This is a genomic window from Pseudomonas fluorescens (assembly GCF_902497775.2).
GTDB lineage: Bacteria > Pseudomonadota > Gammaproteobacteria > Pseudomonadales > Pseudomonadaceae > Aquipseudomonas > Aquipseudomonas putida_F.
In genome coordinates this window covers 5463001-5477187 of sequence record NZ_OZ024668.1, presented here as the reverse complement: position 1 = coordinate 5477187, position 14187 = coordinate 5463001, and the positions used below count along the sequence as shown (strand labels likewise).

Genomic DNA, 14187 nt, shown 5'->3' with positions numbered 1-14187 from the left:
CTCAGGGGTTGCCGGCGGTAAAGTTCGGCAAGCCACCGACGGGCTGGTTGAACTGGTAGGGTATCGACTCCAGCGCCAGCCCGACGTTGCGCTGCACCACAAAGTGCAGGTGCGGGCCGCTGCTGTTGCCGGTATTGCCGGATTTGGCCAGCGGCGTGCCGTACGCCACCCGCTGCCCCTCCCTGACCACCACCGAGCCGCGCATCAGGTGCAGATACACACCCATGGTGCCGTCTTCGTGGAGGATCCGCACAAAGTTGCCCGAAGGATGGCTACCGCGGCCGCTCTGGCTGTTTTCGGTCTTGATCACCACTCCCGCCCTTGCAGCAATGATCGGCGTGCCTTCGGGCATGGCAATGTCCATGGCATAGCGGCCCTTGGGCCCGAAGTGGCTATAGCGGCCATTGGGCCCCTGGCTCAGGCGAAAGGGCCCGCCACGCCAGGGCAAGGGGTAGCGGAAGGCCAGTTGGCGCTGGCCTGGGTTGCCCAGGGCGTAAGAGAATTTCTCCTTATAGCTCACCGGTCTTCCGGGCTGCCGCGCACTTAGCAGGGTCAACGGCATCGTCGTACGCGCCGGTATTACCCCCCGTACCAGCCGTGATGCCCCACCCTGCACATTGCCCATGCGCTCCAGGCGCAGCTCCACCTCGACCGGCGCATAGGTGTCGTTGCGTGCGCTGAAACGCACGCCACCGGCAAACCTGTTGACCTGCAACTGCACCTGGGTTTCCAGCTGTTCAACCATCCTGTCGCCAAAGACAAACGCCCGGCTGCCGGGGATCGGCCGATCGGAATAGGACACCACGCCATTGGCGTCGGTACTTTTGTAGAGGGTCATGGCCAGCACAGGGCCGCAAGCCATGAGCAAGGCGCAGAACAGCAGCGTGCGTGCGGGCATGAGTAGTGGCTTTTTGACAGTTAGTGGTCTGTCGAAGCCTAGCAGCGGATTTTGGCGGGGGTATGGCGAGAGTGTTTGCGGGATGTGCCAGGAGACGAACGGTGCATTCATCGCGGGGCAAGTCGGAGCGGCGGTGCGGCGATCCGACTTGCCCCGCGATGGGCTAATCAGGCCCCCGGCACGAAGTGCTTCTGCGCCGAGCCGCGAGCGATCAAGCGCGACAGGTAGTCGAGCTTCTGGGCATCCTGATCAACGAACTTGAAGGTCAGTTGCAACCAGTCGCTATCCGGCTTGGGCTCCAGTGCAGCAATCGCATGCAGGTAGCCATTGAGACGGGCGATCTCGGCGTTCTCGCCCTGCTCCAGGTCGAGCACCGCGCCTTCCAGTACCTGCGGCAGGGTTTCGCCACGGCGCACCACCAGCAGCGCTTCCTTGAGGCTCAACGCCTTGATCACGCATGGCTGAACGCCGCTGGGCAGGCGCAGTTGGCCCTGGCCACGCCCTGCCGGCGCCGCTGCTGCAGGCTTGGGAGCGCTCACCAGTGGTTTGGCCGCCGCCGGGGCCGCTGGCGCTGACGGCTTGACCGTTTCGGCACGGCCGCCGGTCAGGGCACTCAGCGAATCGTTGGCAAACGCCGACGTAGCGCGGGTTGGGGCGCTGGCCAGCAAGGTATCGAGCTTGCCGACCTTGGTCAGGGCCTTCTTCACCTTGGTCAGCAGTTGCTCGTTGGTGAACGGCTTGCCGACAAAATCCGAAACCCCGGCCTGAATCGCCTGGACCACGTTTTCCTTGTCGCCACGGCTGGTCACCATGATGAACGGCAGGGTCTTCATCGACTCTTGCTGACGGCACCAGGTCAGCAGCTCAAGGCCGGACATTTCCGGCATTTCCCAGTCGCACAGGACCAGATCGAAAGTCTCGCGGCTCAACATGGTCTGGGCCTTGCGGCCATTGACCGCATCTTCGATGACGATACCGGGGAAGTAGTTACGCAGGCATTTCTTGACCAGGTCGCGAATGAACGGCGCATCATCCACAACCAACACACTGACTTTACTCATCGCCACTCCTATTGAATCCCGACTAGCATAACGCTGACTGATGGCCATTTGCCAAACATTGGGTCACGCCGGGACTCGTTGTTTCGTTCGCGGCTGCCTCACCCGCAAACGAAAACGCCCGGCCAGGGCCGGGCGTTCATTCTCGGGGCAGTCTTAGTTATCGTCAGATTTGCCCGGAACATTAGCCTTTTCGCCACTGCGCTGAACCTCTTCCTGCATGCGCTTGAGGCCCAGGTGACGCACGTCGGTGCCGCGCACCAGATAGATCACCAGCTCGGAGATGTTGCGTGCGTGGTCGCCGATACGCTCCAGCGAACGCAAAGCCCAGATCACGCTGAGAACGCGCGAGATCGAGCGTGGATCTTCCATCATGTAGGTGACCAGCTCACGCAGGGCGGTCTTGTACTCGCGGTCGATGGTCTTGTCGTACTGGGCAACCGACAGCGCCAGGTCGGCGTCGAAACGGGCAAAGGCATCCAGCGCATCGCGGACCATGTTGCGCACCTGGTCGCCGATGTGGCGCACTTCGACGTAACCGCGCGGCGACTCGCCCTCCTCGCACAGCTGGATGGCACGGCGGGCGATCTTGGTCGACTCGTCGCCGATGCGCTCCAGGTCAATCACCGACTTGGAAATGCTGATGATCAGACGCAGGTCGGATGCCGCCGGCTGACGCCGGGCCAGGATGCGCACGCACTCTTCGTCGATGTTGCGCTCCATCTGGTTGATCTGCTCGTCGACTTCGCGCACCTGCTGGGCCAGGCCCGAATCGGCCTCGATCAGCGCGGTAACCGCGTCGTTGACCTGCTTCTCGACCAGGCCGCCCATCGCCAGGAGGTGGCTGCGAACCTCTTCGAGTTCGGCGTTGAACTGCTGGGAGATATGGTGGGTAAGGCTGTCTTTATCGATCATGAGAAATCCTTGGAGCGTCCGGTAGGTGCGATCAGGCGGCGTTCAATCATTGAAACCTAGCCATACCGGCCGGTGATGTAGTCTTCGGTCTGCTTCTTCGCCGGGTTGGTGAACAGCGTGTCGGTATCACCGAACTCCACCAGTTTGCCCATGTACATGAATGCGGTGTAGTCGGAAACCCGCGCCGCCTGCTGCATGTTATGGGTAACGATGACGATGGTGTACTTGGACTTGAGCTCGTAGATCAGCTCTTCGACCTTCAGCGTCGAAATCGGGTCGAGTGCCGAGCAAGGTTCGTCGAGCAGCAGTACTTCCGGCTCCACGGCAATGGTGCGGGCAATCACCAGACGCTGCTGCTGACCACCGGACAGGCCCAGCGCCGACTCGTGCAGGCGGTCCTTGACCTCATCCCACAGCGCCGCGCCCTTGAGCGCCCACTCCACGGCTTCGTCGAGCACGCGCTTCTTGTTGATGCCCTGGATGCGCAGGCCGTAGACCACGTTCTCATAGATGGTCTTGGGGAACGGGTTGGGCTTCTGGAACACCATGCCGACCCGGCGGCGCAGCTCGGCAACGTCTTCGCCCTTGCGGTAGATGTTGTTGCCATAGAGGTTGATCGCGCCTTCCACGCGGCAGCCGTCAACCAGGTCGTTCATGCGGTTGAAGGTACGCAGCAAGGTCGATTTACCGCAGCCGGACGGGCCGATGAAGGCAGTCACGCGCTGCTTGGGAATGTTCATGCTGACATCGAACAGGGCTTGCTTGTCGCCGTAGTACAGGCTCAGGCCAGGCACTTCGATGGCTACGGTTTCTTCAGCCAGGCGCAGGCTCTGTTTGTCGCGACCCAGGGCCGACATGTCTATACCGTGAGAATGGGTTTCATGTTGCATGATTTCACTCCGTTTGTAGCTGCTAGCTTCTCGCTGCAAGCTGCAAGTTTGAGCAAAAGCGGCTTGTAGCTTGCCGCTTATGGCTAATAGCTTTCAGTCAGCTGTCCAGCGCCTTGTACTTCTCGCGCAGGTGGTTACGAATCCATACCGCCGAGAGGTTCAGGGTGGCGATTACCAGCACCAGCAGCAGCGCGGTGGCGTACACCAGCGGCCGTGCGGCCTCGACGTTCGGGCTCTGGAAGCCGACGTCGTAGATGTGGAAGCCCAGGTGCATGATCTTCTGGTCCAGGTGCAGGTACGGGTAGTTGCCGTCCACCGGCAGCGAAGGCGCAAGCTTGACCACACCCACCAACATCAGCGGCGCTACTTCACCCGCAGCGCGGGCCACGGCGAGGATCATGCCGGTCATCATTGCCGGGCTTGCCATTGGCAGGACGATCTTCCACAGGGTCTCGGCCTTGGTCGCACCGAGCGCCAGCGATCCTTCGCGGACCGTACGCGGAATCCGTGCCAGGCCTTCTTCAGTGGCCACGATCACCACCGGCACCGCCAGCAACGCCAGGGTCAGCGAAGCCCAGAGCAGGCCCGGGGTACCCAGGGTCGGCGCCGGCAGCGCTTCGGGGAAGAACAGGCGGTCGAGCGAGCCACCCAGCACATAGACGAAGAAACCCAGGCCGAACACGCCGTAAACAATCGCCGGAACACCCGCCAGGTTGTTCACCGCAATACGAATCAGGCGGGTCACCGGCCCCTGACGCGCATATTCACGCAGGTACACCGCCGCCAGCACGCCAAACGGGGTGACGATCACGGCCATGATCAGGGTCATCATCACAGTACCGAAGATCGCCGGGAAGATCCCGCCTTCGGTGTTGGCTTCACGCGGGTCGTCGCTGAGGAATTCCCAGACCTTGGCGAAGTAAACGCCCAGCTTGGTGAAGATGCCCATGCCGTTCGGCTGGTAGGCATGCACCACCTTGCTCAGGTTGATTTCCACCTCACGACCATTACCGTCCTTGGCCACCAGGCTGTCGCGGCCGAAGTCCTGGTGCAGACCGCCCAGACGCTCTTCAATGGCCTTGTAGCGGTTGTTCAGCTCGGCACGCTCGGCTTCGATATCGGCCTGGGCAGCGGCGTCCAGCTTGCCGTCCAGCTCCAGCTTGCGGGTCTGCAGGCGCAGACGCTCAAGGCCGTAGTTGATCGCACCGATGTCTTTCTTCTCAAGCTTCTGCAGCTCGCCGGCCAGCTTGTCGGCACGCTTGAGACGGCTTTGCAGCTCGGTCCAGGCGGCCTGGCCTTCGGCGATCACCTTGCCGTTTTCCTTGACGCTGACCAGGTAGCCGTAGAAGTTGCCCCACTCGCGGCGTTCCAGGGCAATCAGGTCAACCGGCTTCTGCTGGTCGGTCAGCCATTCGCCGACCACCCAGGTGAAGTCGCTGCCATTGAGGTCGCGGTTACCGACCTTGATCAGCTCGCGGGTCATGAACTCCGGGCCTTCGTCAGGTACCGGCAAGCCGGCACCCTTCAGACGGGCACGAGGTACTTCTTCCTTCTGCACCACTTCGCCAACGACGATATGGTTGGCCTGGCCAGGCACGTTGTAGCTGGCTTGCAGCAGGTCGGCCGGCCAGAAGTGGCCAAGGCCGCGCACCGCGATCACGGCGAGCAGACCGATGGTCATGATCACCGCGATGGCGACCGCGCCACCGCTCATCCAGACGCCGGGGGCGCCGCTCTTGAACCAGCTTTTGAGGGAATCCTTTTTCACGGATCGCTACCTTTCTATCAAAGCGACGAGTATTTCTTGCGCAGACGCTGGCGAATCAGCTCGGCCAAGGTGTTCATCACGAAGGTGAACATCAGCAGCACCAGCGCGGCGAGGAACAGCACGCGATAATGACTGCCACCGACTTCCGACTCGGGCATCTCCACCGCAACGTTGGCCGCCAGGGTGCGCATACCTTCGAACAGGTTCATTTCCATGACCGGGGTGTTGCCGGTAGCCATCAGCACGATCATGGTTTCACCCACGGCGCGGCCCATGCCGATCATCAGCGCCGAGAAGATCCCCGGGCTGGCGGTCAGGATGACCACGCGGGTCAGGGTCTGCCACGGCGTGGCACCGAGCGCCAGCGAACCCAGGGTCAGGCTGCGCGGCACGCTGAACACGGCGTCTTCGGCGATCGAGTAGATGTTCGGGATCACCGCGAAGCCCATGGCGATACCGACCACCAGGGCGTTGCGCTGGTCGTAGGTAATCCCCAGGTCATTGGTGATCCACAGGCGCATGTCGCCATCGAAGAACCAGGTCTCGACGAACGGGCTCATGTACAGGGCGAACCAGCCGGTGAAGAGGATCACCGGAATCAGGATCGCCGCTTCCCAGCCATCCGGAACCCGCAGGCGCAGCGACTCGGGCAGGCGGCTCCAGGCAAAGCCGGCAACCAGGATGCCCAGTGGCATCAACAGGAACAGGCTGAACACACCCGGCAGGTGACCTTCAAGGAACGGCGCCAGGAACAGGCCGGCGAAGAAGCCGAGAATCACCGTCGGCATCGCCTCCATCAGCTCGATCACCGGCTTGACCTTGCGGCGCATGCCCGGGGCCATGAAGTAGGCGGTGTAGATGGCGGCGGCAATGGCCAGTGGTGCAGCGAGGATCATCGCGTAGAACGCAGCCTTCAGGGTACCGAAGGTCAGCGGCGACAGGCTCAGCTTGGGTTCGAAGTCGGTGTTCGAAGCAGTCGACTGCCAAACGTACTTGGGCTCGTCGTAGTTCTCGTACCAGACCTTGCTCCACAGCGCGCTCCAGGACACTTCCGGGTGCGGGTTCTTCAAGGTCAGCGGCAGCAGCTTGCCGCCTTCTTCGATGATGATGCGGTTGGCCCGTGGCGACAGCGCCAGGACGCCCGCGCCCCCAGCGGCCGGCTCGACCAACAGGGTACGGTGCGCGGTGCTGTGGAACACGCCGAGCTTGCCGTCGGCGTCGAGGGCGATAAAGCCCTTGCGGCGCTCTTCGGCATCGATCTGCACGATCGGCGCCTTGCCCATCTGGAACTCGCGAATACGCTTGAAGCGCTGCTCGCCATCCGGGTCGCGGGCCATGAACCACTGGGCCAGGCCGCCTTTGGAATCACCGATGATCAGCGAAATACCGCCCACCAGTTGGGTGCTGGCGGTGACTTCGGCATTGCCGTCGTCGAGCAGCTTGTAGCGGCCGTTGAGGCTCTTCTCGCGCAGGCTGAAGACGTCAGCCTGGGCACGCCCGTTGATTACATACAGCCATTGCTGGCGCGGGTCGATGAAGATCGCCTTCACCGCCTCGGTCATCTGCGGCAGCTCGATACGGCTCTGCTCGCTGGTGACTTCGCCAGTCATCATGTTCTCTTCGCGGCTCAGCGACACCACCTGCAGGTGCGCACCGGTAGAACCGGCCACCACCAGGGTTTCGCCATTGACGTTGAGGCTGACGTGCTCCAGCGCCCGGCCCTGGTCATCCAGGGCGAACGGCTCCTGGCCGTAAGGGAAGTCGATGCCCGGGGTGATGGTTTTCTGGTTGTCCGGGTAGGTGATCTTGTAGCTGTGGCTGAACACCAGCGCCTGGCCATTGGACAGGCCCAGCACCACCAGCGGGTTACCCGGCTGATCGGCACCGATCGAAGTCACCTGGGTACCGGCAGGTACTGGCAACTCGACACGCTTGAGCTCGGCACCGGACTTGGTGTCGAAGAACAGCGCCTGGCCCTTGTCGGAAACGCGCATACCGACCAGGTTCTGCTCTTCCAGGGCGATCATCAGCGGCTTGCCGGCGTCCTGTTGCAGCCAGGTCGGCTCCAGGGCCTTCTTGCTGGTCAGGGTAGCGCCCTGAAACAGCGGCACAACCACGTAGGCCAGGTAGAAGAAGATCAGGGTAATTGCTGCCAGCACGGCGAGCCCGCCCACCAGTACATACCAGCGGGTCAGGCGGTCCTTGAGCGCACGAATGCGCCGCTTGCGTTGCAGCTCGGGCGTATTGAAGTCAATCCGCACGGGGGGAGAATTTTGGGTCATGGTGGAGTTGGCCAGATCATTCATGCGCACACCCTAGCGGTCCCGTATGACAAAAACATGACAATGCAGTGACGCAAAAAAGCCCGCCGCGCAGATATCCCTGGCAGCGGACTCACAATGAGTGGCGAGACCGGGTCAAAACCCGCCCCCGCCGGTCCTTCAATTACTTCTTCGCAACGTTGCCGTTGTGATTCAGACCCAGGTCAGCCAGGGCTTTATCAACCACTTTGGCTGGCAGCGGGATGTAACCGTCTTTCACCACCACTTGCTGGCCGGCTTGCGACAGCACCAGCTTGACGAACTCAGCTTCCAGCGGAGCCAGAGGCTTGTTCGGCGCCTTGTTGACGTAGACGTAGAGGAAGCGCGACAGCGGGTAGGTGCCGTTCAGGGCGTTGGCTTCGTTGTCTTCAACGAAAGCACCGCCTTCTTTCTTGGCCAGAGGCACGGTTTTGACGCTGGCGGTCTTGTAGCCGATGCCCGAGTAACCGATGCCGTTCAGCGAGCTGCTGATCGACTGCACGACCGAAGCCGAGCCAGGTTGTTCGTTGACGTTAGGCTTGAAGTCGCCTTTGCACAGGGCCTCTTCCTTGAAGTAGCCGTAGGTGCCAGACACCGAGTTACGGCCGAACAGCTGCACTGGCTTGTTAGCCAGGTCGCCGGTCACGCCCAGGTCGCCCCAGGTTTTCACGTCGGCCTTGGCGCCGCACAGACGGGTCGAGGAGAAGATCGCATCGACCTGAGCCATGGTCAGGCCTTTGATCGGGTTGTCCTTGTGTACGAATACGGCCAGGGCGTCGACGGCAACCGGGATGGCGGTTGGCTTGTAGCCGTACTTCTGCTCGAAGGCCTGCAGCTCGACGTCCTTCATCTTGCGGCTCATCGGGCCGAGGTTGGCGGTACCTTCGGTCAGCGCGGGTGGCGCGGTGGAGGAGCCGGCAGCCTGAATCTGGATATTGACGTTCGGATATTCCTTTTTGTAAGCCTCAGCCCACAAGGTCATCAGGTTCGCCAGGGTATCGGAACCGACGCTGGAGAGGTTGCCCGACACACCGGTGGTCTTGGTGTAGGTCGGAATAGCAGGGTCAACAGCGGCAACCGCATTGGCGGTGGCAACGCCAGCGGCGACGAAAGTCAGGGCCGCCATCAAACGCTTCAGTTTCATGCCTTGCTCCTAGCAGGAATTGGGGTGAGATGGATCGGGCCCAAGTATCTGCAGGCCGTATGACTACTCTATGAAACGAATGTGACAATTAGATGAATGGCCAGCATCCCACCCCAAGTCATTAAACACCTATGCAGATGTTATCCAGATTGTAGCCTTCGCCCCCTTCTGCAAGAGCCTTCCTGTGCCGCAGCACCAGCCCTGCTTCACCGGTGATCGCAGAAACAACAGGCCCCAAGCCACTCTCCATTCGCTCGATATTTGTCGCATCGAATAGGCGAGCCAATTGCGGATCGGCTGCCACCGATTTCCAGACCGCTGACGCGAGTAAACCGAATCTCTTGAACACCTGCCCATGTAACTGCCTGGCGATCTGCTCGGGAACTGGTGCTCCTCCCGCCTGCAGGGTCTGTTCAAGCCACGCAGCCGATACCGCCCGCCCCTCGCCGCTCACCACCCCCGCAAACTCACGACGATCCTTTAGCATGAGGTAGAGCGGGTCCAGTCCGGTCCCTTCAGGGAACACCACCACATAGTCATCGAAACGGACATCCGCCAGTTGGCCAAAGGGCTCCAGCGGCGGCACGCGCGGCACATGGAACAACCCGACAGGCAAGGTTACGCCCCGCCCAGGGTTCTCGACGCGAGGACGTGGCGACCAGAACAGCGTGATAGGCGCCACTCCCTCACTGGTGAAGCGAAAGACTTTGGCTTGTTCGTCCCATTCAGCAGCCCTGACTCTCACCTCGGTTGGCAACTTGCCACCGTTCGTCGAAGTCAGCCGCACCTGAGCGAACTCGGTTACTTCCTGCAATCCCTTGAAGCGCTTATCCGCTGTTGCCGCAGCGGTACCCGAGCACAACCGCATCGGCAATTCGACGCTTGCCTGTGCTTGCGCGAGCTCGTGCCAGGGTTGGCCTTCGATGGGTAACAGCTCGACAAGCGGAAGGGTCAGAGCAAAGCGGTGGTCCACCGCAATACGGTTGAAAACAAACTGCAGCACATCGGCGTAGGTGCCTGGATGCACTTCCTGTGTCGAAGTCACCTGCCAGGTGAACTCTCCCACTGCAGAGCGAACAGCGCTTTGCAGGCTGATCATTTGCTCTTCGCTCGCTACAGTCCCACCTTCGCCAGCCAGCAAACAAGGTCGCAGTTGCGCCCCATGCACAGGCGCGTTGAAGGCACGGGCTACATTGCCTGGGCCAGTGCCAGTGGCAGCTACAAGGCGTACATGTTGCTCCTCCAGCCTGTCGAGCAACGACATAGCACGCGCGTGCAAAATAGTGTGGCGTTCACTTGCCTGTGACAACTGAACACCATAGTCATCGCTGATGCGGGTCATCTGCGCCAGCACGATTTCTTGCATTGCACGGTCATAGAACCCGTTACTCACATCGCGTACCGCTCTCTCTTTGGCAAAGCGCACACTCGACCGGTAGTACTGCAGACCGACCACAGCGCTGTCGGCTTCTTCTTGCGCCTGTTCCAGCCCAGCGATGTCATTCACGCAGGTGGAAAGCCGCTGCTCCACCGGCTCTTCAGCCGGCGCAACCTGAAGTGCCTGCAATTGCGTCAGCAAACGGTCGAGCTGATCCAGTGCACGCACGGCTGCCGGGGCGGTTTTGCTGATGCCTGCGTCGAGCTTGCGAACCTCTTCCTGCTGTCTCGATGAATTCGCCAGGGCCCGCTCTGTTGCATTCAAACTCCAAAACGATGGCTTCGGTGGCGGCGTGGGTTGTGCACCAGGTAGCGGGTCGCCCTTGAACGCCGCAGTACCTTGCTGTCGGTGCAAGCGCCTGAGAAAGCCAATGAACGATTGCGGGAGCGTGACGTTGCCGGTGATTACATCCTCGGTGTACAGAATCAAATCCGCCCCACCGGTGTGGTCGACAATGGTGTCGAAATGCTCAATGAGTCTGTCGTGATCCTCTTTGGAAACATCGACAGCCCAGATTTTTTTCACCAGGTTCAGAAACTCTGACTCGGTGTAGTCTTGTAAAGAAGATTTGAGATCCATCTCGAATACCTCAAGATTAAGCCACTGCTATGTGATAACTAAAGAATATAAACCCAAACACTCATCGAGCAAGGATCAATCTCGACCTTTGTCAAGCAAAGAAAACACCAAGCTACAAACTTCCAAGTTCACGTTGTACTTGAATATCACTCTAATATTTTCGTGCCCTTTAGAGCTAAGATGATACAAGTCCCACCCCCCTGTCTTACCTACTGGCAGGGGGAGCGTCATTGGTCCTTTTTGCTCGAAAGGAACACCAAAAAATTCATGCACGGCATCCCGCGTTTTAAGCGAACCGTAGGGCGCTGACAGTTCTCCTGCATAGTCAATTTGTGAAGGCGCTATTTTCTGCAGTGTGATACAAATCGCTTCGAGTTTTTTTGTTTCAGCAAAAAAACCAAAGTCGACACCTCGCTCAGGTTCGATGTGCAAATAATCTGTGCCAGGATACAGCTCTATAAAAGGAGTATCCGAGATAATTTTTTTCCTCACCAAATCTTGGTAGGTCTGCCCAACACTGCTCAGCCAAGTATCAATGTTACTTAAGTTCATTTGTACCACCCTTTTGCTTGATGCAATTCATGCAACTGGTGACGGGTCCTTTCGACTTCTTGATCGGTAAAGCCATATTCAAGAAGTCCTGATTTCAAGGCATCCATATTACTATCAACTGCCGCCCGCAGATCGGCGGCATCTTTCTTTTGCTTAGCCTTTGTGTTTCTACCGCCATAAGTTTCACTGAATCTCCTATGCACACTTGAAGGGATAACGATGCTGGGGGCTTGTTCAAGAAAGCTTTTCTTCAGACGCACATCAATTTCAAGGTAGTTATTATCTATAAAAAGCTCCAACGCCTTCCGAGAAACGATATGATCTGCATCCATATCATCATTGATACTCCGCCGCCGTATATCAATATAATCTCCCGTTTCCAGCGGCTTCGCCGGCTCAAGAGCAAAAACCAGTCCCGGAGACGGCAGTTCCGTTCCCGCACCGAAACCAGGAATATTGGCATTGATGTCCTCAATGTTCTCGCCCGGAAGTATTTCGATTTGCGGCCGGGCGGGTGCCAGGGGAGTACCAGGCAACACCGCTGGTATCGAAGGTCCAGGCGGCAACGCCGTCGGGCCGAGGGCTTCACGTCCGGGCGGCACCAGTGGCGTCCAGGTTCGATTGCCCGAAACTGAATGTGCTTGTGTTGTAACAAGGTCTAGCGATCCCTGGAGCTCAAGGCTCAGCCAAGGTGCGAACGGCTGGGTAACAGGTCGCAAGCCCTGGGCAGCAGTAGGCTTGTGGATGCTTATACGGTCGAGGTTGTAGGAGTCCGTGCCGTACACCGCAGCCCGGGCGTAGCGGATTTCGAACTCATGCCGCTCACCCAGCCAGTCGCTTTTGCGCGCATAGGGAGCATAACCATTAGCCAACCGTTTCCTGTTGATCTCATCGAGCTGTGAAATCAACAAGCCTTCTTCGGTGACAGCACGCCAGAGGGCGCACTCGAAGCTTGCGAAAGAAGTAAATTCACGACCACGAAAGCGCTCGCCTACCGCCATGGGCACCGGCGCCCCTGCATCCTTTTCAACCGCTTCCCACCAGTCATGGGTAACGGCTTGCCCTGTGCCATTGACCACACCGCTACCAACGGGGCGCACAGCAAAAGTGAAGTACAACGGCGACTGCCCGGGGATACAGACAATGCAGTCGTCTATGCGCAGGTCGGCTCCCAGGGGAATGCTGTCCGCTGGCGCACCTAGCGCCAGCAGACCGGGAAGATCACCAGCAGTACCTTGTGCGGTGGCGCCATGGGCGGCTGGATCAGGGTCTGCAACAAAACGCAGGCTTTTATCGCCAGGCGTCTCGCCGTCGAGGACGTAGGTGTTGCTCAGCGGGTCCAGAACGGCATTGCGCACCGGCACTTCAGCGGCAATCGTGCCCCCCGTGGCAGCTACATGGATGGCTGTGCCACCCGCCACCTGCTCGGTCTTGAGCCGATGGTCGATGATCGCCATACCACCAGCGTCTGCAAGCGCCTGCAGGTTTTGCCCCGGACGTAAGCCCAGAACTTCAGCTCGCACCCCAAGCCCCTGAAGTCTGCGATTGCGTTGTTCCGGGGTGAGCTCACCGTTGATAGAACAACGCAGTCGCTGTCAGGCTGACCGTCTGCCCGGTGCGGATCAGCAGGATACGACCGATTTCCTTGATGGTGTCCAGGATCGCCAGTTCGATCGTCGCGGCTGCCGTTTGGGCTACCAGAGCACCGCCACGGGTCAGCAACATGCCACCGGCAGCTGTCGCCGACATGGGTGCTTTCAGGGTGTTGGCTTGCCTGAGACGCTCATGACGCAGGTCGGCATCAGCGTGCCGTTTGAAGCGGATGCGCGCCTCGCGCTGCAACGCGTAAAGACGCTGGCGCTCCCACTCTTGCTCGCGCTCACGCCAGACGGCTTGCAGTTGTACGTACCGCTGGGTCAGGGCATTCGACTTTTCACCCAGTTGCCTGATGGCCTCAGAAAGCAGCTTTGCTTCCTGGCCCGCGGCATAGGAAGCTTCCCATGCTTGATGAGCTTGGGCAGCCGCTTGGGCAGAACCCAGGGCAGCCAGGTGTGAGACGTAGTCTTGGGTCGTGCGCTGTAAAGGATCCTGGCCGTCAAAGGCCAGGGCTTGACCTTGTTTACCGGACAGTTCAACGGTCTTTGCAGCGATCAGACCATTGATCTCATCCGGTTGCTTGCTGATGAGATACAAATCCCAACGCTCGCTTCCACTACTTTGTGGAGGCCTTCTGGCCGCGTCGATCTCAGCTTGAAGGACCTGCTCCAGGCGCGAAACCTGAGCAACGAACAGTTGTTCCAGCGCCAACTTCCTTGCATCGCGGACCTGGCTGTAGCCCTCGACCAACTGGCGATAGGCGTGCGCCTGGGCGATGGCCTGCGCTTCAGCCTGGGCCCTGGCCAGCGCTGCGGCACGTGCTTTTGCCCGTTTCTTGCGGCGCTTGCTGCTTGACCCACCGAAGCCGCCACCAAAGCCACCACCGCCACCGATACTGAAAAAGCCGCCACCGCCACTGCTGGATCCGGAGGAACCCGGTGTGATGACGACTTCACCTGTGCTTCTGTCCTGAAAGTTTCTGGTGTCCATACAGAGTCTCCTTGTCTGTATGGCGCAGGGTGGCGATTGGGGCTTGGCGAAAGTGGTAC

The 14187-nt window shown here is 59.9% G+C and carries 11 protein-coding genes; all 11 read right to left on the bottom strand.

What is annotated here, in order from left to right; genetic code table 11:
- Nucleotide 1 precedes the first annotated feature (1 nt).
- Nucleotides 2–898, bottom strand: coding sequence for a peptidoglycan DD-metalloendopeptidase family protein (locus tag F8N82_RS25170; RefSeq protein WP_038997989.1), 897 nt, complete (start codon nucleotides 896–898; stop codon nucleotides 2–4).
- 167 nt (nucleotides 899–1065) lie between these two features.
- On the bottom strand, nucleotides 1066–1959 hold the full coding sequence (locus F8N82_RS25165) for a response regulator (RefSeq protein WP_038997987.1): 894 nt from the start codon (nucleotides 1957–1959) through the stop codon (nucleotides 1066–1068).
- A 153-nt stretch (nucleotides 1960–2112) separates the two neighbouring features.
- On the bottom strand, nucleotides 2113–2871 hold the full coding sequence (gene phoU / locus F8N82_RS25160; protein WP_038997986.1) for a phosphate signaling complex protein PhoU: 759 nt from the start codon (nucleotides 2869–2871) through the stop codon (nucleotides 2113–2115).
- 56 nt (nucleotides 2872–2927) lie between these two features.
- Nucleotides 2928–3761, bottom strand: a complete 834-nt coding sequence (gene pstB / locus F8N82_RS25155) for a phosphate ABC transporter ATP-binding protein PstB (protein WP_038997984.1) — start codon at nucleotides 3759–3761, stop codon at nucleotides 2928–2930.
- 97 nt (nucleotides 3762–3858) lie between these two features.
- Nucleotides 3859–5475, bottom strand: a complete 1617-nt coding sequence (pstA, locus tag F8N82_RS25150; protein WP_176470453.1) for a phosphate ABC transporter permease PstA — start codon at nucleotides 5473–5475, stop codon at nucleotides 3859–3861.
- Between the two features lie 71 nt (nucleotides 5476–5546).
- On the bottom strand, nucleotides 5547–7835 hold the full coding sequence (locus F8N82_RS25145) for an ABC transporter permease subunit (protein ID WP_038997981.1): 2289 nt from the start codon (nucleotides 7833–7835) through the stop codon (nucleotides 5547–5549).
- A 139-nt stretch (nucleotides 7836–7974) separates the two neighbouring features.
- Nucleotides 7975–8973: a phosphate ABC transporter substrate-binding protein PstS gene (locus tag F8N82_RS25140; protein WP_010225946.1), complete on the bottom strand. Its 999-nt coding sequence runs from the start codon at nucleotides 8971–8973 to the stop codon at nucleotides 7975–7977.
- 121 nt (nucleotides 8974–9094) lie between these two features.
- Nucleotides 9095–10990, bottom strand: a complete 1896-nt coding sequence (locus F8N82_RS25135; protein WP_052251607.1) for an S-type pyocin domain-containing protein — start codon at nucleotides 10988–10990, stop codon at nucleotides 9095–9097.
- Between the two features lie 75 nt (nucleotides 10991–11065).
- Nucleotides 11066–11542 carry a DUF6392 family protein gene (locus tag F8N82_RS25130; RefSeq protein ID WP_038997978.1) on the bottom strand — a complete coding sequence of 159 codons (477 nt, stop codon included), beginning with the start codon at nucleotides 11540–11542 and terminating at the stop codon, nucleotides 11066–11068.
- Nucleotides 11539–13065 carry an S-type pyocin domain-containing protein gene (locus F8N82_RS25125; RefSeq protein ID WP_224793788.1) on the bottom strand — a complete coding sequence of 509 codons (1527 nt, stop codon included), beginning with the start codon at nucleotides 13063–13065 and terminating at the stop codon, nucleotides 11539–11541. The genes F8N82_RS25130 and F8N82_RS25125 overlap by 4 nt, the downstream gene beginning before the upstream one ends.
- A gap of 43 nt (nucleotides 13066–13108) precedes the next feature.
- The gene (locus F8N82_RS25120) at nucleotides 13109–14128 is read right to left on the bottom strand and encodes a hypothetical protein (RefSeq protein ID WP_224793789.1); all 1020 of its coding nucleotides are present in this window, start codon (nucleotides 14126–14128) and stop codon (nucleotides 13109–13111) included.
- Nucleotides 14129–14187: the final 59 nt, after the last annotated feature.